This window comes from Serratia sp. JSRIV002 (assembly GCF_019968725.1).
Classification (GTDB): domain Bacteria; phylum Pseudomonadota; class Gammaproteobacteria; order Enterobacterales; family Enterobacteriaceae; genus Chania; species Chania fonticola_B.
In genome coordinates this window covers 2,572,243-2,594,068 of record NZ_CP074143.1, presented here as the reverse complement: position 1 = coordinate 2,594,068, position 21,826 = coordinate 2,572,243, and the positions used below count along the sequence as shown (strand labels likewise).

The window sequence follows — 21,826 nt, the reverse complement described above, 5'->3', positions numbered from 1 at the left end:
GGCCCACGGCCACCTCACATCAGTATTCATGATTAGTTTGACGATGATAAACAAAAACGCCGGTATAACGCTGCGCCCCAACGCAAAAATTCCGCATCCTGACACTGCTGCCAGCGCACTTCACACCACATCAGTATCAGATAATCCACCCACGGCAACCAACGCTGGACCTGTGAGGCCAACTGCGGCAAATCGGCATAGCCGTGGGGTTGATATTGCTCCAAAAAGCGTTGTTGCACAGCCGGGGAAAATTGATTGAAGCGAAACATCGCCGCCAGCTCCAGGCCGATATCGCCATCGGCGGCATACTCCCAGTCGATCAGCCTGAGCTGCCCGGTCTGTCGCAGCAGATTGCCGGCATGAATATCCATGTGCAGCGTTGCCAACTGCAACGGGCGCGGCATGGTGCCGTTGATGAAATAGCGCTGCCAACGCAGCCAACCAGGAGTGATCCGCCGGCGATCAATTTGCTGCCAATAGCGGGTAAATTGCTGTTGCAGATCCAGCCGGTAACCACTCAACCCTCGGTTATGCAGCCGAGCGGTCAGCGCTGCCAACTCCCCGTTGGCCAGCATGGAAGCAAACGCCGTTTCATCAACGCTCTCACCGGCAAGCCATTCGACGATCAGCCACTCAGAGTTCTGTAACCACACCTTTGGACCTATGCCCAATCCAGCGCGCTTCAGCACTTGCCCCTCACGCCGACGGTTAACGCCGAGCATGCGCTTTTCCGGCGTCTGCGGACGGGCCAGCAGTTGCAGATCGCCACTGTCGATCCGCCAGCTCTCGCCGCTCAACCCTTGTACCAGGCTAAAATGACAACCGGCGGTATTTACCGCCGGCAGTCTGTTACTCAAGAGTCGCCGCAGCTGGGATTCAGTATTTGACGTCGCCATTGCCTGACCAGACGATCTCACCGGTTTGCACCAGCATCAGCTGCATTTCCATCGACGGTGACTTCACATCGCCACTGACGGCGCTATACAACACGTATTGCGCGTTGACGATGCGTGCCAAGCCAATCGCCTTGCTGCGCGACCCGAGGCTATCTTCCGCCGACAGGCCCAGCGTCTGTTTGGCGCTCGCCAACTGCGCTTCCGGCACGACGGCAAAGGTCTTGTTGGATGCCAAAGCCTGGTGCAGCGCCGAGGTAGCGTTGCCGATGCTCAATGAGCCATTGGTATTGTTTTTCACGCTGTCCAACAGCAATACGCTGCCAGGCGTGACGCCATCGGCCTTCAGCATCTGATTGACCAACGGCTGCACGCTGCCCAGCCAGTCAAGCTGCTGGATCTTCGGCGGCTGTGGCACCGGCTCGGTGGTTGGTGGCAACGGTTCAGGCTGAGGCTCTGGTTGCGGCTGTGGCTCTACCGTCACCGGTGCCGTAGGCTCTGGCGGGCGTGATGGACAACCGGTTAACACCAACGCGGCCAGCGCCACCCATAGGAACTTTTTCATTACCTTCTCCAACGTAACCCAAAACTTATAAGTATAAATACAGACGTACACGCTTGGCATCAAGGTTGCCATTCAACGAATAAATCTCGGCGTCTGAATTGGCAGCGACGGTGACCGTGCGCGGCTGTTCAAAAGGCAGGATGTCCAGCCCCTGTTTGTCATACCAGTAGAAACGATAGTGGAGGGTCACCGGCGTCGTCTGGGTGTTACTGAGCACCGAACTGGCCCGCAGACGGCCAGACGCGTCGGCAATAGACGGGTTATCCGCCAGAATACCTGCCGTCAGTACCGGTGAATCCATCACCACCGTTTGCCGTTCATTGACCGAGATGCCCTTCGGGCTGCTACAGCCCATCAGTATCGCGGCGGGGAGCACCAGCGCCATCAAGTAACGCGTCGTGTGAATATAGCGCATGGTCTTCCTCGGTTAACGTGACAACAACGGGCCCAGAGCGCGCCCACCCACTAAATGCATATGAATATGATAGACCTCCTGCCCGCCGTGACGATTGCAATTGATGAGCAAGCGGTAACCGTCTTCGGCAATCCCTTCCTGCTCGGCAATTTTGGCCGCCACGGTGATCATACGGCCTAATGCGGCCTCGTGTTCCACGGTCACATCGTTCACCGTTGGAATGAGCACGTTCGGCACGATCAGGATATGGGTCGGTGCCTGTGGGGAAATATCACGAAATGCGGTAACCAGTTCGTCCTGGTAGACCACATCGGCAGGGATTTCACGGCGAATAATTTTACTGAAAATCGTTTCTTCGGCCATCTGGAACTCCTTGTTCAGCGAAAATATTGGTTTACGCAGTATCGTGACAAATTCTACTGCTATCAACCCGATTGCGCACTTTCCGTATCGAATGATGGAGAATCACTCAACCTTACGACTTTACCGGCGGTTATTGGCTACCGATCAACTGAGGCGCATGGTCACGCATCCAATCGGCCAACGAGTCTAGCGTGGGGCGCAACGTTTTACCCAGCGGCGTTATCTGGTACTCCACCCGTGGTGGCACCTCTGGAAACACCTGGCGAGTGACAAGACCGCATTGTTCAAACTGGCGGAGCTGACGCGTCAGCTCTTTTTGCGCAATTGGCGCCACCGCGCGCTGTAATTCGCTAAAGCGTATCGGGCTATCGATCACCATCAGGCGATACAGGATTGGGATGGCCCATTTGCCCGAAACCAAATTGACGAAGCTCACCATCGGGCACGGCTCCCCCGCAGGCGGTAACGCATAATTTTTTTCAACCTGCCCTTTCACTGTTGACGCCATTGCATCCCACCTTGTCCTTTAGTATCCAAATGGTACCTACTATGCAAAAGGTACTGACAGACCAATAATGGCGTAACTGACCAACGAGAGGAAGGGTTATGTCACGATTAGCAGGTAAATACGCGTTGATTACCGGGGGAACCAGCGGCATAGGGCTGGAGACGGCCCGGCAGTTTATTGCCGAAGGCGCCACCGTGGCGATCACTGGGCGCAGCGCTGGCGGGTTAACAGCAGCTGGCGAAACGCTAGGGGATGTCGTGCTGTTGCACAATGACGCTGGGGATATCGGCCAACAACCGATTTTGGCTGCACAGTTGGCCAAAAGCTGGCCTCGTTTGGATATCCTGTATATCAACGCCGGTGATGTCACCCACCTGCCGTTGCAGGAATGGGATGAACAGCGCTATGACCAACTGATGAACACCAATCTCAAAGGCCCACTGTTTTTGATCCAGGCTCTGTTGCCATTGTTGGGCAACCCTGCCTCGGTGATCCTGTGTGGTTCCGTCAGCGCGCATATTGGCCTGGCGCAAAGCTGCGTCTATGCCGCCAGTAAAGCCGGGATTTTGTCTTTGGCGCGTTCACTTTCAGCCGAGTTGCATCCGCGCGGAATTCGCGTCAACGGCCTCAGCCCTGGCCCAACGGCAACTCCGGCACTGGGCAAGCTGGGTTTAGCCGCACAGGCTGAACAGGCGTTGCGCGAAGAGATCCACGCGCTGGTGCCGATTGGCCGCATGGGGACCGCGCTGGAATTGGCCAAAGCCGCCGTATTCCTCGCGTCTGACGAATCCAGCTACATGGTGGGCAGTGAACTGCTGATCGACGGTGGCGTGGGGAATTTAGCGCGGAGTTGAAAGGCTGTTGTAGGGGCGCTGCATCTGCGCCCAATGAGATCATGCCACTGTTTGTTCCACACGTTTAGCGCTTCAGCAAAACGTCTAACCTGGCTTTCACGCCACACCATTCATCATCGATGATGCTGAACCTGACCGAGTTACGTTTACGCCCGTCGGGCATGATGCGCTCATGGCGTACAATCCCCTCCTGCTTGGCACCAATGCGCAGAATTGCCGCGCGTGACCTGTCGTTCAGTTCGTCGGTGGTGAACTGCACCCGTACCGCCTGTAAAACCTCAAAGGCATAGTTGAGCAGCAGGTATTTCGCTTCGGTATTCACGCCGGTGCGCTGCACCGATTGGCTCAGCCAGGTGTGGCCGATTTCCATTTTGCGATTACCCCGGTCGATTTTCCAGAAACGGGTGCTGCCGATAATGCGTCCGCTATCCCGCTGAACAATGACAAACGGCAGCATGGAACCGGCATCACGGCCGGCCACGGCAGTGGCGATATAACTGTCGATCGTACTGGCACTCGGCACTGCGGTAACCTTCAGGTTCCACAGTTCGCCATCAGCAGCGGCGCTCAGCATTGCCTCACGGTGCTCTGGCTGCAAGGGTCGTAGTTCGATTTGATTGCCGATCAACGTTGATGGTTTGAGCACGGATGGGTTGGGCATTTTTCCCTCTCTTGCAGCATCGATGGACAGCCATCAGCATCGCAATAAACAGGGAAAAAACCAACAAATTAAGCAGGGTGTACACTGAGCCCGTTCAGCTTACTTGTTCTATGTACCAAAGCGCTGATTTATTACCCGGCGGGATTAGGGGTAAAATTCGCGCGGGTGCTCTGGATCTTTTTGTCCTGAGCATGAGCAAGGGATAGAAAGAGAAAAGCCCCGAATCGATGTAAATCAACCCGAGGCCACTCTTATGCATGAACACCATAAAGGTAGCCTCTTACCCGCCGAAAGGCAAGGACAAGGAGGCTATCATGCCGCAAAAATTAGTAGTAATGGCCTTGGTTATTCTCTGTATCACCGTACTGGTGTTTACCTGGATGACCAGGAAAAGACTCTGTGAGATCCGCATTCGTAGCGGAGAAACGGAGGTTGCGGCCATGATGGCTTACGAATCCGTAAGGTAAGGCAACCTAACGGCGGGGCTTGCCCCGCCTGTTGGTTGTTTGAGCTGAGATCCATGAGCACCCCTCCCTATCTTGTTAAGCCATCCCACACAAAAGAGCCCGCAGCCGCCATAGCATAGGTAAGAAAAACAGATGCAAAAAAACCAATGAGTTATATAGAGATTCGTCACCGCAAGAAACGGACAAAAAACCAATAAATAACAAGGATGAGCACTGAGCCGGTTCAGCTTACTTGTTCTATGTAACAAAGCGCTGATTTATTACCCGGCGGGATTAGGGGTAAAATTCGCGTGGGTGCTCTGGATCTTTTTGTCCTGAGCATGAGCAAGGGATAGAAAGAGAAAAGCCCCGAATCGATGTAAATCAACCCGAGGCCACTCTTATGCTCCAACAACATAAAGGTAGCCTCTTACCCACCGAAAGGCAAGGACAAGGAGGCTATCATGCCGCAAAAATTAGTAGTAATGGCCCTGGTTATTCTCTGTATCACCGTACTGGTGTTTACCTGGATGACCAGGAAAAGACTCTGTGAGATCCGCATTCGTAGCGGAGAAACGGAGGTTGCGGCCATGATGGCTTACGAATCCGTAAGGTAAGGCAACCCTACGGCGGGGCTTGCCCCGCCTGTTGGTTGTTTGAGCTGAGATCCATGAGCGCCCCTCCCTATCTTGTTAAGCCATCCCACACAAAAGAGCCCGCAGCCGCCATAGCATAGGTAAGAAAAACAGGTGCAAAAAACCAATGAGTTATATAGAGATTCGTCACCGCAAGAAACGGGTAAAAAACCAATAAATAACAAGGATGAGCACTGAGCCGGTTCAGCTTACTTGTTCTATGTAACAAAGCGCTGATTTATTACCCGGCGGGATTAGGGGTAAAATTCGCGTGGGTGCTCTGGATCTTTTTGTCCTGAGCATGAGCAAGGGATAGAAAGAGAAAAGCCCCGAATCGATATAAATCAACCCGAGGCCACTCTTATGCCCAAACACCATAAAGGTAGCCTCATACCCACCGAAAGGCAAGGACAAGGAGGCTATCATGCCGCAAAAATTAGTAGTAATGTCCCTGGTTATTCTCTGTATCACCGTACTGGTGTTTACTTGGATGACCAGGAAAAGACTCTGTGAGATCCGCATTCGTAGCGGAGAAACGGAGGTTGCGGCCATGATGGCTTACGAATCCGCAAGGTAAGGCAACCCAACGGCGGGGCTTGCCCCGCCTGTTGGTTGTTTGAGCTGAGATCCATGAGCGCCCCTCCCCATGTTGTTAATCAACCCATAAAAAAAGGGAGGCCTAAGCCGCCATTCCGAGGGTAATAAAAACAATCAGTTACAGATTTATCAATGATTTAGATACCTGTAACTGCGTGCTGAAAACGGCTATAGCGTGGGCGTTTGGGTCAATTTGTGGATCAATCGTTCGACACGTCAACCTGTTTTATTGACTCGACTACCTGAAGCAATTTAGTGACTTCTTCAACACTACAGTTGGTAGTCTGAAGGCCAATTACCTCACCGTCCTTATAATTGATATTGACCTTTCTCCCTTTTTTAACGTAAGCCACCAAGACAGCAGACAAAGCAGCAAATGCGTATGGGGCTAGCTCAAGTGCAAGCTCAAAGAAATCAGCCCCGCCTGCCTTGAAATGACGCATCGTTAATTGCGTTTCAAAACCAGCATCGTTAAGATCTTTTAGTAACGGGGTTGAATTCCAACCATCAACGCGAAACGGGATATCTATGAAATTATTCATTTCCGGCATGAAAACTCCTTTTTATGTAAGATTAATAATTGCTTACAAGATGATTACCGGTGCTTTTTGTGTGTTGCGTGGTGGCGCATGGTGTGCAAAATTCACACCTGCAACACGCGAAGAAATGCACCAACTACGGGGCCGTGTCTGGCTAACTGAAGACGACATGACTAAGCCCCATTGGCTCAAGGATTAAACCTCACAAAAACCATTAGCCAGCAAAGGTCAGTTTGTGCGCCTTAACAAACTGCCTCCACTCATCCGGGTCAAGCTCTTGACCTATTGCTGACATATCGTCTTCATCGCCTTCATCAACGATCGTGACAAGGAAGTAAGTTTCATCCCCTTCCTCGTCTTCATCATCTTCAACCACAGTCACTTCGGTAACGACGAAACGTTCACCGGACGGGTTAGAGGAAACGTATAGGCCTTCTTCTGGAATCTCAATTTCATTTGTCATCAGTGGCTGTCTCCAAGTTGCCAAGGGGGTTAAATCGTACTGCGTCTTCTAAATAATCAGGGGCAAAGTGCGCGTACACCATTGTTTGTAAAATACTTGAATGCCCCAAAATCCGTTGCAACGCCAGGATATTGCCGCCGTTCATCATAAAGTGGCTGGCAAAGGTATGGCGCAAAACGTGAACTGCTTGTCCTGCTGGCAGGCCGGGGGCAACCTCTTTAATGCACGTTCTCAAATACGGATAATTCAGCTTGGCAAACAAGGGGCCGGACTTGATACCATCCGTGATCTGCTGGCAAAACTCAGTTGAGATCGGGACTGTTCTGTTTTTGCTGTTCTTCGTGTTGAGGTAAGTCACCTTATTACCGATCACCTCTTCCCGCCGGAGCTTTACCACCTCGCCCCACCGCGCCCCAGTTGCCAGGCACAACTTAACCGCCTTCAGGTGATCACCTTCCAGGCGGTCGAGCAACAGCCGGATTTCATCATGGGTTAAGAACCCCATTTCCTGATCCGGCAACTTAATTTTCTTCATCTCTTTGAGCGGGTGCTCACCATAGTAATGGCCCAGGTCGATGAGAACGGAGAACACGCTACCCAACTTTTCCTGGTCGAGATTAATGGTCTTGGCCTTTTTGCCTTCAGCCAACCGCAGCACGCGATAGTCAGAAAATGAGGCCCGTGTAATCTGGCTGGCTTTGGGGTTCCCCATTTTGGCCGCCATCACTTTCAATTTGTGGTTTGTCTTGACGGCATCTTTCAGGTTTTGGCCGTGATGCTTAAACCAAAGGTCGATCAATTCCGTCAATGGCCGTTGGTCGGCTGGTTTTTCTACCCAGTCTTTACTGTTCTGTGTCGCAATAACCCAGCGTTCATACTGTTGCGCTTCGGATTTCGTCTTGAATTTTTTGCGTACGCGTTTCCCGTCGCGCCCCTGGGGGCGAACGTCAACCATGTAACCTTCTGCACCGAGTGATTTAATACTCATCCCATAGGCTCCTCTCGGAACAGATCCCGCCAGTAGTCCAGCGCTGCATGATTTTCAAAGCAGTTACCCAGCCTTTTGCCCGTTTTGGGGGCTGGATATGCTGTTTTGCCCATCAGGGGAGAGAGCCGGAGAGATTTGATCAACCTCCGGTGCGATATTCCCAGTCATTAGCCACATAGTGTATTTAGTGAACTGGGGGTGTTGTGCGATTTTCATTAGAACATCACCACCAACACTACCTATGCGATTCGTTTCATACCGCTTTAATGTGCCAATAGGGATATCAAGTAAAACCCCGAATTCTTCTCTAGTTAGGCTTTCTGCTTCTCTTATTGCCCTAATTTTTTCGCCAACCGACATTGACAAGGTGCTCATGAGTACCCCATAATCAATTTTAAGGTGCTTACAAGCACCCTAAACGATGTTAAATTGCGTGATCTTAAAGGGTATCACTATGAGCAAAAACCGACAAAAAAAGGTGATAGGAGTGAGAGATAACCAGCTCCCTGCCGATTATCCGTTTGGTGACCTGCTGGAAGAATCAATCTCTGACTATGCACAGCGAATTGGCAAAAACCCGCAAACCGTTCGCACCCAGGCCGATGTCGGATCACTGCCAATTCTCCAGGACAGGCCTGGCGGAAAGCGTCGCGTAAACCTTTACGCCATCTATCTGCGTGCTAAACGCAATGCGGAAAAATTCGTAGAACGAATGGGTTAAGGAGACATGGCCATGATTGCACCATTCTTCGCTGCCGCTAACCGTGTGCTACGCATGTATGACATTCGACAAACCAGTAGTACGCGAGTCCCGGCTGACACTTCTGCCGAAGTCTTCTGGGCGGCAGAAAGGCTTCTAGATCTAGCCGGGGCCGCTGCCTACTCAGCCAGCACTGAAGCGGTAGCAATCAGGGAAGCCGCCGAGTACTGGAAGCGCTACGGAAAACATCCTGCCTTTTTCCCTGAAGAACTGATTGAGGAAGCAATCAAATGGTAATTACACAGTGTCCATCATTGGCTTCAATGCTAACCAATGGCCAGCAGATCACCCACCGCAAACACCAGCGCGGATGGATTGAGACCCCGGACGGTCGTCACTTCCAACCACGCGCCAGCGCCGTGCAGTTTATCCCTGGTATGCGCCTGCCGTTTATGTCTGGCCAGGCACGCAAGCCGCGCTGGTTCGCCCGCCTTATGGGTATATTCGCTTAATTGCGCCCTTCGGGGCGCTGCCCTATCTGTAAGCGCATCCCCTGGGTGTCCTTTCAAATAGAAGAAGGTTCCATGTAGTTGATTGCGTCTGTGTCCTTACAAGAGTGGACAGCAACAGGCGAAATATAACCACAACGGAAACATGCGCCGGGCATGAGCAGTTCCCGGCATTTATTTCAATATGGAAATACGGGATTCCCTGGCGCTTTTTATATTGCGCCGGGATTCGTATTGCCTGAATACGGAGTAACGGAAATGACAACAGCACTTTTAACACTCCTCACTATCGTCGTGGCTGTTGTCTATGCCGCGCTCGCTCTCCACTGCTGGCGTCGCTGCCGCCCGGCAGAACGTCCAGAAGAACGTAACTACGACTAACCAACCTGAAGGGGTACACCATGGCTACAATTATCGCTAATCGTAAATCATCAGTTATCGAAAACCTGCACGTCGTTATGGGTTTTATTCGAGCCGTTTGCCCTACCGACAATGTCCTGTCCAGGGAGCAAGGTAAGTTCTTGGCGGGCATGGTCAATGAGGCCATTGAAGAATTAGAAGCCAATAAGAAACGCACTGCCCACCTGGAAGAATATAAGGCGGGCTGGCTATCTGTTATTAACGCCTGCAATGAAGCTTATCCCAATTGGACACCGTTCCAGGAATCTGAATTCTTGCGCGTGGCTGATTTAATCAAGGCAATTGCCATTGACCCAGTAGGATTTCATGCCCGCGATAAAATCCTAGGTGATGATAACGGTGCATTCAGAAAGCGCTATTTTAAACATGGTAGCTGCTATCGTGTTTTGTTTGTCCATAATAAAGATGCCCAGCCTATCGACCTCCGCCAAACGATCGCTATTCAGGCGTTAAACGCCTTGATTATTTCAGGGCTGAATTCCGGCGCCTGGGAAGACTACGAAGACCTGGTCAAATCCGCCAACACCATCGCCGACGAGTTCCTGAAGGGAAGCCAAGGCGGTGCGCTATGACCATCCGTATCAAAGTTGACGATCGTTTCGTCATTACCAGCGACCAGTATCAATTCATCATCAATCACCGCAAGGTCGGCAAGACCGGCAAGGGTGCAGGCGAAGAACGCCTGGAGCCTTTCGCCTACTGCCAGACCATCAGCCAACTGGTTAACGCGCTTATTCACATCAGCGTCCGAGACTCTACCGCCCGCACCCTGGCAAGCCTAGCCGCTGAAGTAGAGCGCATCGGCCAGAAGTGTGAAGAGGCATTCAAGCACCAAGGGGAGCGTAAAGAGGATGTCAACGCTGGTTGGATGCAAAAGATAGACCTATCAGGCAAGCCAGAGGTGAAGTAATGAAACGCTGGAATGAAACAGAAGACAAGGCTTTGAAAGAAAGTGCCAGCACCTTAAGCGCTCAACAAATTGGTTGCTTACTCGGCAGAACGGAAAGATCCGTTAGAGCACGAGCGACCATCATTGGAATTGGCCTGAAAAAAAGTGGTGATACGCACCACAGCCGAAAGTATTCAGAAGCCGATATTGATCTCGCCCGCCAGCTGCACGACACAGGAATGAAACTGAATCTGATAGCTGAAAAACTGGAAATACCCTATCCATCACTAAAAAATTACTTTTACTAACGCGGCGCCGAAAAATGAGTAAGTCCCACAGAGGCCGTCGCCAGCCATCCCCGCCGCTGCCCTATCCGGGTGGCGGCGTTGTCGCGAGTGATCTCCCCTTCGCCTGGAATGAGCCACGCCCAGCGGTAAACCCACGTCTGGATGAAACCCCACAAACCGAACCGGCCCCGCATTCCCTGGCCGGTTTTCTTGCGTTGTATGCAGAAGACAACCGCTACCTGGTTGAGCAACAGGACGCGCTGACCGAGGCCACCTGGCGCAAATACTTCAACACTGAAGAACGCGACCCGGAAATGCAGAACTTCAACCAGGAAAAACGGTTGAGCAAAGCCAAGCTGGCGAAGGAACGGCAGCGACATAACCCTGCCCTGGCCGCCCAGGCTGACCTGAACGCGCAACCAAAATTTATCCGACAGCCGGTACAACAGCGGGTCGACTACTTGCGTCGGGAGAAAGGCGACGATCGGGCCAATGCGTTTTTATGTGAAATCGTCAAAAGCGAATTGGCACGGTTGGACGTAGTACGCGACCGGCAACAAACCATCGGCTTTCGTTACATGGCCCACCACGAAGGGCTGGACGCTTTACTGGTCTTGCCGGAACTCTACCAGGACGACGTTAAGGGGCTGGCCGTCAAGGTCGCCACCCATATGGATATGCTGTTCGTTGAACAGTACGAAGCGATCGTCGTCGATACCGACAACATTCCCCTGGCTGACATATTGGAGCTTTACCGCGTGGTCGCCAACGAGGCCGCCCGCCTATGCGTCCAGCCTCCGGGTTATTATGCGTTGCTGCATACCGGTACCCGCCGGGCAGACATCCCCTACGATTTGATCCCCGGCGCCTTGGCCAGGATGCGGTGCGCCAATTGGTGGTATCGCAAGTTATGGCGCCTGCGGTGTGAATGGCGGGAAGCCCAGCTCCGCGCCGTCAGCCTGGTACACAAATACGCGTCGGTCTATGTCAGCCATGACGCCCTGGTGCATAAGCGCGAACAACGCCGCAAGGCGCTGGAGTTCTTCAAGGCGCATGACCTGGTCAACACCGAAGGCGATGTCATTCCCATGGAAGACGTCGTCAACGCCAGCAACAGCAATCCCAAGCACCGCCGCAACGAGATGATGGCCGGGGCCAAGGGGCTGGAGAATATCGCCGAACTGCGCGGCGACTGCGCCGTTTTCTATACCATCACTTGCCCGTCCAAGTACCACGCAAACAAGGTGAACGGTCAGCCTAACCCGAAGTGGAACCACACCACGCCCCGCGAAACCAGCGACTACCTGGTCAATCTGTTTGCCGGTATCCGTAAGGCACTGCACCGCCGGGACTTGCGGTGGTATGGCGTGCGCGTGGCCGAGCCGCACCACGACGGCACCGTCCACTGGCATTTGCTTTGCTTCATGCGCAAGCGTGACCGTAAAGCCATCACCAAAATCATGCGGGATTTCGCCATCCGTGAAGACCGTGCCGAGCTGGGGCCGGGCCTGGGCAAGAACATCAAGCCCCGGTTTTTCGCCGATCTGATCACCAAGAAGAAAGGCACGCCGACCAGTTACCTGGCGAAATACATCAGTAAAAATATCGACGGTCGCGGGCTGAAAGACATCATCAGCAAAGAGACCGGGAAGTCCCTCAAAGACACCGTGGAGAACGTCACCGCATGGGCATCGCTGCACCGCGTGCAGCAATTCCGCTTCTTTGGCATACCTTCCCGCCAGGCTTACCGCGAGTTGCGTCTGTTGGCTGGCCAGATGTCCCGCAAGGGCGTGACCGGTCGCAAGACCCCGCGCATCAAGGACAAGGCGGTCGACGATGTGCTATCCGCTGCCGATGCCGGTTGCTTCGCGACCTACATCCTTAAACAGGGCGGCGTGCTGATCCCTCGCAAGTTTCACGTTGTCCGCACGGCGTACACCGAGTCAGACAAACCAAGCGCCTACGGTGACCACGGTGTGCGCATCTATGGCGTATACGCGCCGCGCCTGGGGGATGATTCCCGTATCTGTACCCACACCAGCACCTGGCAGATGGTGCGCAAAACCGACAGCAACACCACTAACAGCGCGCTCGACGCCAACGGCGACGACCGCGTGGGGGTTGCCGTTGACCTGCGGGGCGGCCCTTCCGCCCCTTGGACTCGTGGCAATAACTGTCCCCTTGAGCAAAATTCACCCAGCGAAGGGGGCGAAATTGCCACGCCTGATACGTTTGAACGTATCGACTTTGAGCAATTAGGCTTCAGGCAACGCCGGGAAATGTTCAAACGGCTACGGGATGGCCAGAAGAAGCCTCCAGGGGAAACACCAGCCAACCGGCGATCGACACCAGGCGAGGCCGCCCTGTCTCCAGACCAGGACGAATTGATCGGCCAATTGGACGACTACGCCTTCACCCTGGGGATTGATATCAGCCGGGCCGCCTTGCGGCGCTTGGTGATGGGCCAGACAGTGGATATTGACGGCCAGCGGTACCGGGCTGGCCGGGATGGCGTGTTGTATGTGGTTGCACGTCCACCGGAGCCACAGGACGCCGCATTGTTAGCGCGGGTGGAAAGGTTACGGCAGCGTAAAAAAGGGGCGTAAAAAAACCCGCTTTCGCGGGTTGCTGTTAAATCGCGTTGCCCTGGAGCAAATCAAGCGCCATCTGCTTTTCATCGGGCCTAAGCAAACTCAGTAGCGATCGTACCAAACTGTTACCCGTCCGGGCGCTGGGGCTGATAGTGTGCGAAAACGTCAGGTTCATAACAAACGTGTGTCCGCACTCGACATCCCGACACTGGCAGTAAAGGTCTGCCAGCTTGGGATCTTTACGGTTAGTTTTGCTTATGATCGCTGGCGACCCGCACTCAGTGCAATTAACCTTCATGACACGCATAATCTTCACCCCAAAGATTACAGAAATAATCATGATTATAGCTTAATCACGCAAAATATTAACGCCATTCCGGCTTGTATGTACCGGATATAATGATAGAGCCGTCAACCGGCAAGCCGACCCCATCGACAGCCCCGCCAACTTGGTTAACGTGAACAATTCGAATGGTATTTGATTTATAATTAAGTAAGCCTGCAATCATACTACCCACGTTCAAACCAGGGGAAATACACGATAAGAGTGTTGTAGGCCCAATATTTGAATACGGCAACCCGGTCAATAGCATTGTGCCAGTACCCGTATGTCCAGTCCACGCCACCTCACACTGAAATGACACGCAGCCGCCACTGACTTGGTAATGTAGGTTGCGTGTCGAGTAGGTTGCACTACCAGTAGTTGTTGAACCGCTAACCTTCGCTTGGTTGGTTGCTGTGTAGAACACATCTATTTGTCCGTTATCAACGACACCTATTGTCATTCCAGGCATTACACGCTGACCGCGAATAAATATGAGTGATGATGAATCACCATAAACTATTTTTTTATTCGTAACGGAATTAATATTTAGAAGATTTGGATTAATAAGCGACAATTGCGAGCCATTGACAGCAACAAATGCGGCGTTATCGCCAAGTACATTATTATGCGCAGAGTCAAAACCAGTTATAGTAACAGAACTGCCATTTAAATAACCAAACCTATCATCCAAACCCACACCGGAAACGTTTTCAGCACCATAGGAATCCATCACATACCCATGACAACGGTGAAAACGAAAACATGATAGTGTACCTGACTCTGAATAACAGGTACTGAACTTAGAATAACTACCATTTACGTGTTCAATTGAAACAGCAAAGCCAGAGAAACCAACTCGGCTATACTCATTTGATGTTCCACTGCCAGAAACAGGCTCATTATAACCGCCGCGTGGAATATGGTTTGAACCTATTAGCCCAGTCGAATGTCCCTGAAATATCACATTATCAAACTTGCATGAGTAGCTATCGCGTGAAAACTCACCAACAACCCCACCGATAAAACGACAGTTCTGGAACAGACACCGATTACTATGTGTGTGATATACATTATAATCAGATGGCTGGTTGTTTATATTTGTAATGTCAATGCCAACAAGTTGGGCGCGGCGCGTATAACTCTTATATTCATGGTGAAAAATAAACTGTGCGGTTATTTTGTCGAACTCTTCGATTTGCCCGCCAACATTTACAGCATCAGGCAAATCGTCCTTGGTTAATCTCTGTAATCCATACGTGATGAAAACGCCGATTTCAGGGTTTTCTGTTTCTAATGTCATCCAGCTTGTGACAATAATAGGTTTACTAACAAAATACGAACGCATAGATAGTTTGAAACGTATAGGCTTATATTTATTTCTCACCATGATATTGTAAGCACGATAAAAAGCAGGCCAGGAATCATCGCCAGGGACGACACCATCAGTCGGCAAACCCTTTGCTCCAAGTTGTTCAAGCGTAAGCGAGCCAAATTGAACACGCCGCCACATTAACGCCGGGTTTGGTGTTGAAAAAAGCTCTCCATCATCAGCAGTTAACCCCTCTGAAGATACCGCCTCAAGGGTGCCTCCCCCCAACAGATCCGAACAAATAGAATTATGGCCAGCAAACCAAGGTCTAGCATGATAAGCCCGTAATTTAATCCGTTGACCTATTGCTACTGGGGTCATTTTTTTTAATGTATCAACATCGGGACAAACACCGATTAATTTTAAACCGTCAGGCGCTGTAACTTGCCCACGAAATGTTAAATCACTGACATCTACCCAGGCATTTTCCCCGAACCCGCCTGTAGTTTCCGGTGTGGAGTTAGCCGGAACATTTTTAGGATGTGGGCCGCGCCATGAATAAAACATATTATTCGCTTTCCAGCGTAGCGCCTGACCGATAGTTTTTAGCTCAAAACCATCTTCAAATGAGTCTACCGGTTCAAAACCTGCGTTACGGATAGCGTCAATAACCGCATTAGGTGTTGGGTAACTTTTTTGTTCACCGTTTTCATTCAGTGACGCCTCTGCTATACCATCGACGTTTAAATATTCATCAACCCATAACTTTTCGGCTGTACGCCATACGTGGAAATACTGACCACTAACTGTTTTTTCTAAGCCTTCGGCCAGATTTACGACGGCATGGTCAAAATATAACAAACTGCGTAAGCCTGATAACGTTGCTGCTTTCGTCTCAAACCCACTTTCAAGAAATGAAGAAAACGGCAGTACATCAGCGTCGTTTAATTTATCTGTCCGGGTAAGGGAAGAAATTTTCTTCCCATTAGTATTCAGCGCCATCATTCAGCCCCTTGTGGTGTCTCAATATTAAATCTCAGGTGTAAATGCTCCGGGACTTCCGGGTCAGTGTTAACCGCATTCATAAACATCTGTTGAAGAGGGATCACTTCGTCTTTGCGATAGGTATCCCGCGCTTTTATCGGGTCGCCCAATCCGGCCGCATTTTCGGGAATAATGCCAGCCAGGCCAGCCGGGAAACGGTGGGCGTTCAAAATGTCCTGGGCGGAGATGTTCTTCACGTTGGCGAATTCGTCTTTCGCGCTGATATCCCCCACCGGGATAAACTTCACGCCTTCGGGGTCGCCTTTCGGAATGTTGATATAGAGGTTACGGAAGTTGCCGATCCCCTTGCTTTCCTCCACCTTTTTCTTGATTTCGTCCTCCACCTCATCGGACAGATTGGCGTCGGTCGTGTAGAGGATGCCCCCCATGTGGGCGCCGTTGTGGTAATAACGGCGGCGGAACAGCGTCGCCTCACTGTTGAGCAAGGCGCTGTTGATGCCGCCGATATAGTCTGGCAAGCCATAGACCTGTTGCTGGGGATCGTACTGCTTGATAAAAATCACGTCCTCCGCCGGATAAACCAGGGGTTCGCCCTGTTGCAACACGGCGAACGAGTCGTCCTTGCGCACACGTAAGTACAGCGACGGCAACGGCAGAAGGTCGATCACCCCGCCTAACCAGTTACGCACCTTCAACAAACCCGCGTCGCCAAAGGTAGTAAAGTCGAACGCCGTCGCCTTCAGTTCCTCATGGCTCAAACCCCCACCGAGGTAATCCGCCGCCAGCATGTTGCGCCTGGCGAAGATAACACCACCGTGTTGGCCGTTGCTGTTGACCAGGTTCGCCAGCGCCAGGCGATCGATAGGCTGGCGCCAAAAATCAAAGGTATTGTCGTACCAGATATCTTGATAATCGGTACCGCTGGTCAGCACCATTTCAGGCGGGCCAAAAAATACCGACTGGCCACCGCCGACAGCAGGCATCTGAGTCGAAAACTGTTTGCCGTTACGGCGGCTATGCTGGCGTTTTTTCTTTTTCATGCTGCCTTTCCGAATGCCCAGGTTGATTTGCGTTTGTGCTCGTAGTCGATTGGCTCGTTGGCTACGGCGTGCGAGATAGCGAAGAAGACGTCCGCGTGGCCGGTTTCGGCGGTACGGTCGGCAACAAAGGTCAGCGCGTTACCGCTGGCGGTGGTGGTGCGGCGAATGGCCAGGAAGCTGGCCGCGATTTCGGTCTGGTCTTTGTCCCACTCGATGCGGTCACCGCCCACCACGTCGATCATCTTCAGCACCAGGCGGTTTTTGCTCTCGACGCTGTAATGGATAGGCGTTGCTTCACGCATGGCAAAATGCTGCACCAGTTCGAACACACCGCGACCGGAGCCGGTGATATCGATACCGATGTAAGTCATGTTGTAGCGTTGTTTCAGTGCCTTGATTTGCTTCGCCTGGTAGTTGAAGTTCATCCCCTGCCAGTAGAAGGTGGCCAGAACGCGGAAGCGCTCCCCCTCAAACAGCGGTGGCGCGATGATCACAAAGGTGGAGGTGTCGCCAGTACGGGCCGGGTCAAACCCGCCCCATACTTCGCGATTGCCGAATGGCCGGTCGGCGTCCGGCTGGTGATCCAGCCAGGCGTCGGGGTCAACGCCGCAGCGCTGAAGCTGTTCAAATTTGAAGACGCTATCCCCGGAATCAACGAACACGCACATGTAAAGCATGTTGAAGGTGTCGGGGTTGTACTTGTTGCGAAGCCGCTCAATGCTGACGAGTTTCCCCAGGCCGCCCGCGATCGCATCTTCCATCGTGACCACAAAGCGCCATTGACCATCCGGGCAAAGCCGACCACCGTCGCGCATGGCGTCGAAGTCCGGGAACTTAACCGCGCTGCGCTTCTTGCTGCCGCGCTTCCATTCGTCACCTGTCCAGAACGGATAAGCCTGGTGCGTTTTCGCGCTAGGGGTGGAAAAGTAAGTCGTGCGCCAGCGGTCATGTGTGGCCATGGCGCTGGCCACTTCATTCAGGACATGGAAGTTAGGTACCCAGAAATATTCGTCACAGTACAGATGGCCGCTATGGGACTGCGCGGTGTTCTTGTTGGTCGACAGGAAAAGCAGATCGGCGCCGTTGCTCAAGCTGATATCTTTGCCGGTCAGCGTGATGTCGAACAGCTCCTGGGCAAACTTGACGATGTAAGAGCGGAACACTTCGGCCTGGCGTTTCGATGCCGACAGGAAAATCTGGTTATCCCCGGTCAACACCGCGTCTTCAAAGGCTTCAAAAGCAAAATACCAGGTCGCACCAATCTGGCGGGACTTCAGCAGGTTGCGGATAGACTGATGTTTATTGTCTCGCAACGTTTTCTGGTAGGTGAATAAGCTGTCTTCAGCAAACCGGTTGAAGTCGTCGGCGGTCAGTTTGGAAATATCATTTTTGCGGTACTTGCGCTTTTTCGGTGCCTGGTCGCCCTCAACGGCAACGCCGCCACCCTCCGGCTGCCCCGCAGCGTTGGCCGCCGCCATTTTTTCGGCGTGCTTGTTACGCTGGGCTAACAGCTTGACGTGTTTTTCGATTAAGAAGTCCAGCTCCTTGATCTCCCCTTCGCTCTTATTGTCGCGAGGGGTCAGCGCCTGAATGCGTCGGCTGATACATTCTTCGATACTTTCCAGGCCGAGCATATCCGCCCAGCCGAATTTCTTCGCCCAGTAGTAGATGATCCGCACGGACGGCAGATTAAGCTCTTGGCGAATTTCTTGCGGCGTCCACCTTTTAATAAAAAGTGAACGTGCAACGCCTTTTAAATCTTCTGAATATTTAGCCATGACTATATTATGCAGTGCCAAACCGGCAGGAATCACAATTAAAATTCGGACTCATTCGGTTAATGGCTTATATCCGAATACATCCGAAATAAAGTCGGTGCGGCTTAATAAAATATCCGCAATACTGCAAACCACTGAACAATCAATTATCCTTCACTGAATAATAAAGGTCTGTTATGCCGCAATTAATATCTGACTGGCGTTGCATCTGCACCTCTGGCACGTCCATTGATGGTCGCCCCATTGACCCGCAATGGTTGGTTGATTGTGCTAACAACTACAGCCGCGAGACCTATACCGCGCTGTTATGGCCGCAACATGAAGACGACATCACCAACCGCCAATACACCTGTAATTTAGGTGAGGTTGATTCATTGAAATATGAAGAGATCGACGGCAAGGTTAAGCTTTATGCAAAATTAATCCCCAATCAGTTTTTGATTGAGGCTAACCGCATGGGGCAAAAGTTATTTACCTCCGTGGAAATTGTGCCGGAATTTGGCGGCCAATATGCCAATTATTTAATGGGCCTAGCCGTTACCGATATCCCGGCAAGTTTGGGAACGGAAAAACTTTCCTTTGTATTTGATGGTGAAACCGTCGAAGCCAATCGCGGAAATGTGGAAGCCTTTAGCCTGGGTAAATTATCCAAGCGAGCCGAAAACCCCAGCGGTAAAAAGTCGTCATTCATTAGCCGCTTATTTACCCACGGTAAAACCTTCACCCCCGAAGACGATGCCGATCTCCCATCCGAAGAGGAAACAGGAAAAATGGATGAGTTAAAAGCCCTCATTGAAGCGCTGACCAACCGCCTTGCTGCGCTGGAAGCCAAAGCGACCGGCGATACCGCCGACACCCCGGAAGAAGCTGCCGACGCGGTAGCTGACCTGGCGGTCGAGATTGCCGAAGTGGCCGACGAAGTGGCCGCCGCCGCTGAAGACGTCGCCGACAACCCGGACGACGCGGTGAAGCAAGAAGAGTTCACCGCCAAGAAAGCCAAGCTGGCCCAGTTGTGGCTGACGTTCTCCACCAAGACCCCGGCAGCAAAACGCATGGCACGCCGCCAGGGACGCCGCCAACCGGCTGCACCGGCCCAGCAACAGGACTTCAGCGTCATTAAAGACCAGTTGGCCGCGTTGAACGACCGCATGACGCAACTGTCTGGACGCGCTACGCCGCTGCCGAGCAAGACGCCAGGCAAAACAGAAAAGCCGTTTGATTTCGTTTAACGGTCACTTTTAACCGACTTCAGGGGACGCAGAAATGCAACTGAATCAACGCGCCTACGCGCTTATTAATCAGTACGTGGCCGGTCTGGCGGCGTCGTATAACGTCGCGGACACGTCGCGATACTTTTCACTGACCGACCCGAAAGAAACCACGCTGCGCGATGCGCTGCTGCATAGCGTCGAATTCCTTCAGATGATCACCGTGATGGACGTCGACCAGCTCCAGGGACAGGTCGTGGCCGTCGGCAATCCGGGCCTGTTCACCGGGCGTAAAAAGGATGGCCGTTTTACCAAGCGTGTGGGCGTTGACGGCAACGAATACAAGCTGGTCGAGACCGATTCTTGTGCGCAACTGACCTTTGCCCTGCTGTCCGTGTGGGCGAACGCCGGTTCCGAGAATGAGTTTTTCCAGCGTGTGACCGAATTCAGCAACAATTCCTTTGCCCTGGACATGATCCGCGTTGGGTTTAACGGTACCAGCATCGCAGTTGATACTGACCCGGAGGCCAACCCGAACGGCGAAGACGTCAACCGGGGCTGGCACACCATCGTCAAAGAGCGCACCCCTAACCAAATCGTGACCGACCCGATTGTCCTGGGCGAAAACGGCGATTACAAGTCGCTGGACGCGATGGCCTCCGACCTTATCAACACCAAGATCGGCGAGACCTTCCGCCAAGAGCCGAGCCTTATCGTGTTGTGTGGTGCCGACCTGGTCGCGGCTGAAGAATTCCGCCTGTATCAAGCTGCCGACAAACCGACAGAGAAGAACGCCGCGCAGCTCCTGAGCAAGTCCATTGCCGGGCGCCGTGCCTTTGTACCGCCGTTCATGCCGGGCAAGCGCATGATCGTGACCACGCTGTCGAACCTGCACATTTACACCCAGCGCGGCACACGCCAGCGCAAATCGGAATGGGTAGACGACCGCAAGGCGTTCGAAAATAAATACCTGCGTAACGAAGGCTATGCCGTCGAGTATGACGAGCTGTACGCCGCCTTTGATGAAAACGCCGTCACGATCTCCGACGAGCCGCAGCCATAACCTTTAACCGTTAGCGAGGACAGAACATGGCACTTTCACCCTGCCAGCGCCACACCGCACGCATCATGGCCGAAAAAGCCCTGGCGGAAGGTCGCGCCTTATCAAGCAGCCCGGATGGCCTGAATGTGCAGCTCCGCAGCCTGGAAATGGACATCGCCCGCCTGCACGCGTTGCCGAACGTCGCCGACAAGGTGGAGATGAAACGTTCTGTCCTGCTGCCGAAGTGGATGCCGACCGTCGAGCAGTACCTTGACGACGGCATCAAGTACAGCAACCCGACGTTTGTCTATGTCGTGATCTGGCTGTTTGACGTTGGCGACTATGACCTGGCCCTTGAATGGGCCGATATCGCCATCGAACAAGGCCAGACCACCCCGGAAAATTTCCGCTCGTCATTGGCGACCTTTGTAGCCGACACCATGCTGGCCTGGGCAACCGCTGAAGCCGACGCAGGAAACAGCGTGGAGCCGTACTTCAGCCGCACCTTTGCCAACATTCGCGAAACGTGGCGGCTGCACGAAGAAATCAACGCCAAATGGTACAAGTTCGCCGCCTTGCTGTTGCTAAAAGACCAAGACGGCAAGGTGCAACCCACGGCGATCGACGACATTGCTGTCCTGGAGAAAGCCGACGCGTTGCTAGCCCAGGCCCACGCCTATCACCCGCCGGTCGGTGTGAGGACGCTGCGCACTAAAATCGCGGCCCGCGTGCGGGCGCTCCAGGACAAATAACGACTACCGGCAAGCCGGGGCGGGCGCGGAGGAGGCATTAAACT

The 21,826-nt window shown here is 52.7% G+C and carries 30 protein-coding genes; 16 read left to right on the top strand and 14 right to left on the bottom strand.

Going from position 1 to position 21,826, the window contains the following annotated elements; all coding sequences use genetic code 11:
* Window positions 1-32: 32 nt before the first annotated feature.
* The 5 genes from KGP26_RS12150 to KGP26_RS12130 all read right to left on the bottom strand — a co-directional run bounded on the left by KGP26_RS12150 (window position 33) and on the right by KGP26_RS12130 (window position 2,675).
* Window positions 33-896 carry a phosphotransferase gene (locus KGP26_RS12150; protein WP_223665519.1) on the bottom strand — a complete coding sequence of 288 codons (864 nt, stop codon included), beginning with the start codon at window positions 894-896 and terminating at the stop codon, window positions 33-35.
* Complete coding sequence (gene lpoB / locus KGP26_RS12145) at window positions 877-1,458, bottom strand: penicillin-binding protein activator LpoB (RefSeq protein ID WP_037374848.1); 582 nt, start codon at window positions 1,456-1,458, stop codon at window positions 877-879. The genes KGP26_RS12150 and lpoB overlap by 20 nt, the downstream gene beginning before the upstream one ends.
* Window positions 1,459-1,483: 25 nt before the next feature.
* Window positions 1,484-1,873 carry a YcfL family protein gene (locus KGP26_RS12140; RefSeq protein WP_021178294.1) on the bottom strand — a complete coding sequence of 130 codons (390 nt, stop codon included), beginning with the start codon at window positions 1,871-1,873 and terminating at the stop codon, window positions 1,484-1,486.
* 12 nt (window positions 1,874-1,885) lie between these two features.
* The gene (hinT, locus tag KGP26_RS12135) at window positions 1,886-2,236 is read right to left on the bottom strand and encodes a purine nucleoside phosphoramidase (protein WP_021178295.1); all 351 of its coding nucleotides are present in this window, start codon (window positions 2,234-2,236) and stop codon (window positions 1,886-1,888) included.
* 130 nt (window positions 2,237-2,366) lie between these two features.
* Complete coding sequence (locus KGP26_RS12130; RefSeq protein WP_223665650.1) at window positions 2,367-2,675, bottom strand: helix-turn-helix domain-containing protein; 309 nt, start codon at window positions 2,673-2,675, stop codon at window positions 2,367-2,369.
* A 167-nt stretch (window positions 2,676-2,842) separates the two neighbouring features.
* On the opposite strand from KGP26_RS12130, the gene KGP26_RS12125 reads away from it, so the two are divergent.
* The gene (locus KGP26_RS12125; RefSeq protein WP_179251429.1) at window positions 2,843-3,598 is read left to right on the top strand and encodes an SDR family oxidoreductase; all 756 of its coding nucleotides are present in this window, start codon (window positions 2,843-2,845) and stop codon (window positions 3,596-3,598) included.
* 64 nt (window positions 3,599-3,662) lie between these two features.
* Here the strand turns inward: KGP26_RS12125 and KGP26_RS12120 are convergent, their stop codons facing one another.
* Window positions 3,663-4,259, bottom strand: a complete 597-nt coding sequence (locus KGP26_RS12120; RefSeq protein ID WP_021804708.1) for a GNAT family N-acetyltransferase — start codon at window positions 4,257-4,259, stop codon at window positions 3,663-3,665.
* A 314-nt stretch (window positions 4,260-4,573) separates the two neighbouring features.
* On the opposite strand from KGP26_RS12120, the gene KGP26_RS12115 reads away from it, so the two are divergent.
* The 3 genes from KGP26_RS12115 (at window position 4,574) to KGP26_RS12105 (ending at window position 5,917) form a co-directional block, all read left to right on the top strand.
* Window positions 4,574-4,726, top strand: coding sequence for a type I toxin-antitoxin system Hok family toxin (locus KGP26_RS12115; RefSeq protein WP_115158366.1), 153 nt, complete (start codon window positions 4,574-4,576; stop codon window positions 4,724-4,726).
* A gap of 443 nt (window positions 4,727-5,169) precedes the next feature.
* A complete protein-coding gene (locus KGP26_RS12110) occupies window positions 5,170-5,322 on the top strand; it encodes a type I toxin-antitoxin system Hok family toxin (RefSeq protein WP_115158366.1) in 153 nt (50 codons plus the stop codon).
* A gap of 442 nt (window positions 5,323-5,764) precedes the next feature.
* Window positions 5,765-5,917: a type I toxin-antitoxin system Hok family toxin gene (locus tag KGP26_RS12105; RefSeq protein WP_059200560.1), complete on the top strand. Its 153-nt coding sequence runs from the start codon at window positions 5,765-5,767 to the stop codon at window positions 5,915-5,917.
* A 220-nt stretch (window positions 5,918-6,137) separates the two neighbouring features.
* Here the strand turns inward: KGP26_RS12105 and KGP26_RS12100 are convergent, their stop codons facing one another.
* Window positions 6,138-6,488, bottom strand: a complete 351-nt coding sequence (locus KGP26_RS12100) for a hypothetical protein (protein WP_223665518.1) — start codon at window positions 6,486-6,488, stop codon at window positions 6,138-6,140.
* Between KGP26_RS12100 and KGP26_RS12095 the strand changes: the two genes are divergently transcribed.
* Entirely contained in the window at window positions 6,466-6,675 is a 210-nt protein-coding gene (locus tag KGP26_RS12095; protein ID WP_223665517.1) for a hypothetical protein, read from the top strand. The two genes, KGP26_RS12100 and KGP26_RS12095, sit on opposite strands and share 23 nt — an antisense overlap.
* A 15-nt stretch (window positions 6,676-6,690) precedes the next feature.
* Here the strand turns inward: KGP26_RS12095 and KGP26_RS12090 are convergent, their stop codons facing one another.
* From KGP26_RS12090 to KGP26_RS12080, 3 genes are all read right to left on the bottom strand, one after another.
* A complete protein-coding gene (locus KGP26_RS12090; protein WP_223665516.1) occupies window positions 6,691-6,939 on the bottom strand; it encodes a hypothetical protein in 249 nt (82 codons plus the stop codon).
* Window positions 6,929-7,927, bottom strand: a complete 999-nt coding sequence (locus tag KGP26_RS12085; RefSeq protein WP_223665515.1) for a tyrosine-type recombinase/integrase — start codon at window positions 7,925-7,927, stop codon at window positions 6,929-6,931. The genes KGP26_RS12090 and KGP26_RS12085 overlap by 11 nt, the downstream gene beginning before the upstream one ends.
* A 63-nt stretch (window positions 7,928-7,990) precedes the next feature.
* Entirely contained in the window at window positions 7,991-8,302 is a 312-nt protein-coding gene (locus tag KGP26_RS12080) for a helix-turn-helix domain-containing protein (RefSeq protein ID WP_223665514.1), read from the bottom strand.
* Window positions 8,303-8,381: 79 nt separating this feature from the next.
* Here KGP26_RS12080 and KGP26_RS12075 point away from each other — a divergent pair, with 79 nt between their 5' ends.
* The 8 genes from KGP26_RS12075 (at window position 8,382) to KGP26_RS12040 (ending at window position 13,338) form a co-directional block, all read left to right on the top strand.
* Window positions 8,382-8,648, top strand: a complete 267-nt coding sequence (locus KGP26_RS12075; RefSeq protein WP_223665513.1) for a DNA-binding protein — start codon at window positions 8,382-8,384, stop codon at window positions 8,646-8,648.
* Between the two features lie 12 nt (window positions 8,649-8,660).
* Window positions 8,661-8,924 carry a hypothetical protein gene (locus KGP26_RS12070; RefSeq protein WP_223665512.1) on the top strand — a complete coding sequence of 88 codons (264 nt, stop codon included), beginning with the start codon at window positions 8,661-8,663 and terminating at the stop codon, window positions 8,922-8,924.
* A complete protein-coding gene (locus tag KGP26_RS12065; RefSeq protein ID WP_223665511.1) occupies window positions 8,918-9,139 on the top strand; it encodes a phage filamentation protein Fil family protein in 222 nt (73 codons plus the stop codon). The genes KGP26_RS12070 and KGP26_RS12065 overlap by 7 nt, the downstream gene beginning before the upstream one ends.
* 153 nt (window positions 9,140-9,292) lie before the next feature.
* Window positions 9,293-9,517, top strand: a complete 225-nt coding sequence (locus KGP26_RS12060; protein WP_223665510.1) for a hypothetical protein — start codon at window positions 9,293-9,295, stop codon at window positions 9,515-9,517.
* 20 nt (window positions 9,518-9,537) lie between these two features.
* Window positions 9,538-10,128, top strand: coding sequence for a hypothetical protein (locus KGP26_RS12055; protein WP_223665509.1), 591 nt, complete (start codon window positions 9,538-9,540; stop codon window positions 10,126-10,128).
* Window positions 10,125-10,466 carry a DUF5405 family protein gene (locus tag KGP26_RS12050; protein ID WP_223665508.1) on the top strand — a complete coding sequence of 114 codons (342 nt, stop codon included), beginning with the start codon at window positions 10,125-10,127 and terminating at the stop codon, window positions 10,464-10,466. The genes KGP26_RS12055 and KGP26_RS12050 overlap by 4 nt, the downstream gene beginning before the upstream one ends.
* Window positions 10,466-10,753 (top strand): DNA-binding protein, encoded by a 288-nt coding sequence (locus KGP26_RS12045; protein WP_223665507.1) that lies wholly within the window; start codon window positions 10,466-10,468, stop codon window positions 10,751-10,753. Before KGP26_RS12050 ends, KGP26_RS12045 begins: the two co-directional genes overlap by 1 nt.
* A 14-nt stretch (window positions 10,754-10,767) precedes the next feature.
* A complete protein-coding gene (locus KGP26_RS12040) occupies window positions 10,768-13,338 on the top strand; it encodes a replication endonuclease (RefSeq protein ID WP_223665506.1) in 2,571 nt (856 codons plus the stop codon).
* 25 nt (window positions 13,339-13,363) lie between these two features.
* Here the strand turns inward: KGP26_RS12040 and KGP26_RS12035 are convergent, their stop codons facing one another.
* The 4 genes from KGP26_RS12035 to KGP26_RS12020 are packed head-to-tail and all read right to left on the bottom strand — an operon-like array spanning window position 13,364 to window position 18,780.
* Entirely contained in the window at window positions 13,364-13,630 is a 267-nt protein-coding gene (locus KGP26_RS12035; protein ID WP_223665649.1) for an ogr/Delta-like zinc finger family protein, read from the bottom strand.
* A 58-nt stretch (window positions 13,631-13,688) separates the two neighbouring features.
* Window positions 13,689-15,962 (bottom strand): hypothetical protein, encoded by a 2,274-nt coding sequence (locus KGP26_RS12030; protein ID WP_223665505.1) that lies wholly within the window; start codon window positions 15,960-15,962, stop codon window positions 13,689-13,691.
* Complete coding sequence (locus KGP26_RS12025) at window positions 15,959-17,002, bottom strand: phage portal protein (RefSeq protein ID WP_223665504.1); 1,044 nt, start codon at window positions 17,000-17,002, stop codon at window positions 15,959-15,961. Before KGP26_RS12025 ends, KGP26_RS12030 begins: the two co-directional genes overlap by 4 nt.
* Window positions 16,999-18,780 (bottom strand): terminase large subunit domain-containing protein, encoded by a 1,782-nt coding sequence (locus KGP26_RS12020; RefSeq protein WP_223665503.1) that lies wholly within the window; start codon window positions 18,778-18,780, stop codon window positions 16,999-17,001. Before KGP26_RS12020 ends, KGP26_RS12025 begins: the two co-directional genes overlap by 4 nt.
* Window positions 18,781-18,956: 176 nt before the next feature.
* Between KGP26_RS12020 and KGP26_RS12015 the strand changes: the two genes are divergently transcribed.
* Genes KGP26_RS12015 through gpM form a run of 3 tightly spaced genes read left to right on the top strand, consistent with a single transcriptional unit; the run spans window position 18,957 to window position 21,782 of the window.
* Window positions 18,957-20,009 (top strand): GPO family capsid scaffolding protein, encoded by a 1,053-nt coding sequence (locus KGP26_RS12015; RefSeq protein ID WP_223665502.1) that lies wholly within the window; start codon window positions 18,957-18,959, stop codon window positions 20,007-20,009.
* 34 nt (window positions 20,010-20,043) lie between these two features.
* Window positions 20,044-21,051 (top strand): phage major capsid protein, P2 family, encoded by a 1,008-nt coding sequence (locus tag KGP26_RS12010; RefSeq protein ID WP_223665501.1) that lies wholly within the window; start codon window positions 20,044-20,046, stop codon window positions 21,049-21,051.
* Window positions 21,052-21,077: 26 nt separating this feature from the next.
* Window positions 21,078-21,782: a phage terminase small subunit gene (gene gpM, locus KGP26_RS12005; protein WP_223665500.1), complete on the top strand. Its 705-nt coding sequence runs from the start codon at window positions 21,078-21,080 to the stop codon at window positions 21,780-21,782.
* The last annotated feature ends 44 nt before the right edge of the window (window positions 21,783-21,826 follow it).

What these genes read in the sequence shown, in the direction of transcription:
- KGP26_RS12040 (WP_223665506.1), top strand. Translation starts at nt 10,768, where the DNA reads ATGAGTAAGTCCCACAGAGGCCGTCGCCAGCCATCCCCGCCGCTGCCC.
- KGP26_RS12045 (WP_223665507.1), top strand. Translation starts at nt 10,466, where the DNA reads ATGAAACGCTGGAATGAAACAGAAGACAAGGCTTTGAAAGAAAGTGCC.
- KGP26_RS12150 (WP_223665519.1), bottom strand. Translation starts at nt 896, where the DNA reads ATGGCGACGTCAAATACTGAATCCCAGCTGCGGCGACTCTTGAGTAAC.
- KGP26_RS12035 (WP_223665649.1), bottom strand. Translation starts at nt 13,630, where the DNA reads ATGCGTGTCATGAAGGTTAATTGCACTGAGTGCGGGTCGCCAGCGATC.
- lpoB (WP_037374848.1), bottom strand. Translation starts at nt 1,458, where the DNA reads ATGAAAAAGTTCCTATGGGTGGCGCTGGCCGCGTTGGTGTTAACCGGT.
- KGP26_RS12120 (WP_021804708.1), bottom strand. Translation starts at nt 4,259, where the DNA reads ATGCCCAACCCATCCGTGCTCAAACCATCAACGTTGATCGGCAATCAA.
- KGP26_RS12130 (WP_223665650.1), bottom strand. Translation starts at nt 2,675, where the DNA reads ATGGTGAGCTTCGTCAATTTGGTTTCGGGCAAATGGGCCATCCCAATC.
- KGP26_RS12010 (WP_223665501.1), top strand. Translation starts at nt 20,044, where the DNA reads ATGCAACTGAATCAACGCGCCTACGCGCTTATTAATCAGTACGTGGCC.
- KGP26_RS12020 (WP_223665503.1), bottom strand. Translation starts at nt 18,780, where the DNA reads ATGGCTAAATATTCAGAAGATTTAAAAGGCGTTGCACGTTCACTTTTT.
- KGP26_RS12065 (WP_223665511.1), top strand. Translation starts at nt 8,918, where the DNA reads ATGGTAATTACACAGTGTCCATCATTGGCTTCAATGCTAACCAATGGC.
- KGP26_RS12030 (WP_223665505.1), bottom strand. Translation starts at nt 15,962, where the DNA reads ATGATGGCGCTGAATACTAATGGGAAGAAAATTTCTTCCCTTACCCGG.
- KGP26_RS12015 (WP_223665502.1), top strand. Translation starts at nt 18,957, where the DNA reads ATGCCGCAATTAATATCTGACTGGCGTTGCATCTGCACCTCTGGCACG.
- KGP26_RS12090 (WP_223665516.1), bottom strand. Translation starts at nt 6,939, where the DNA reads ATGACAAATGAAATTGAGATTCCAGAAGAAGGCCTATACGTTTCCTCT.
- KGP26_RS12060 (WP_223665510.1), top strand. Translation starts at nt 9,293, where the DNA reads ATGAGCAGTTCCCGGCATTTATTTCAATATGGAAATACGGGATTCCCT.
- KGP26_RS12105 (WP_059200560.1), top strand. Translation starts at nt 5,765, where the DNA reads ATGCCGCAAAAATTAGTAGTAATGTCCCTGGTTATTCTCTGTATCACC.
- KGP26_RS12125 (WP_179251429.1), top strand. Translation starts at nt 2,843, where the DNA reads ATGTCACGATTAGCAGGTAAATACGCGTTGATTACCGGGGGAACCAGC.
- KGP26_RS12025 (WP_223665504.1), bottom strand. Translation starts at nt 17,002, where the DNA reads ATGAAAAAGAAAAAACGCCAGCATAGCCGCCGTAACGGCAAACAGTTT.
- KGP26_RS12055 (WP_223665509.1), top strand. Translation starts at nt 9,538, where the DNA reads ATGGCTACAATTATCGCTAATCGTAAATCATCAGTTATCGAAAACCTG.
- KGP26_RS12110 (WP_115158366.1), top strand. Translation starts at nt 5,170, where the DNA reads ATGCCGCAAAAATTAGTAGTAATGGCCCTGGTTATTCTCTGTATCACC.
- KGP26_RS12080 (WP_223665514.1), bottom strand. Translation starts at nt 8,302, where the DNA reads ATGAGCACCTTGTCAATGTCGGTTGGCGAAAAAATTAGGGCAATAAGA.
- KGP26_RS12070 (WP_223665512.1), top strand. Translation starts at nt 8,661, where the DNA reads ATGATTGCACCATTCTTCGCTGCCGCTAACCGTGTGCTACGCATGTAT.
- hinT (WP_021178295.1), bottom strand. Translation starts at nt 2,236, where the DNA reads ATGGCCGAAGAAACGATTTTCAGTAAAATTATTCGCCGTGAAATCCCT.
- KGP26_RS12050 (WP_223665508.1), top strand. Translation starts at nt 10,125, where the DNA reads ATGACCATCCGTATCAAAGTTGACGATCGTTTCGTCATTACCAGCGAC.
- KGP26_RS12085 (WP_223665515.1), bottom strand. Translation starts at nt 7,927, where the DNA reads ATGAGTATTAAATCACTCGGTGCAGAAGGTTACATGGTTGACGTTCGC.
- gpM (WP_223665500.1), top strand. Translation starts at nt 21,078, where the DNA reads ATGGCACTTTCACCCTGCCAGCGCCACACCGCACGCATCATGGCCGAA.
- KGP26_RS12115 (WP_115158366.1), top strand. Translation starts at nt 4,574, where the DNA reads ATGCCGCAAAAATTAGTAGTAATGGCCTTGGTTATTCTCTGTATCACC.
- KGP26_RS12095 (WP_223665517.1), top strand. Translation starts at nt 6,466, where the DNA reads ATGAAATTATTCATTTCCGGCATGAAAACTCCTTTTTATGTAAGATTA.
- KGP26_RS12075 (WP_223665513.1), top strand. Translation starts at nt 8,382, where the DNA reads ATGAGCAAAAACCGACAAAAAAAGGTGATAGGAGTGAGAGATAACCAG.
- KGP26_RS12140 (WP_021178294.1), bottom strand. Translation starts at nt 1,873, where the DNA reads ATGCGCTATATTCACACGACGCGTTACTTGATGGCGCTGGTGCTCCCC.
- KGP26_RS12100 (WP_223665518.1), bottom strand. Translation starts at nt 6,488, where the DNA reads ATGCCGGAAATGAATAATTTCATAGATATCCCGTTTCGCGTTGATGGT.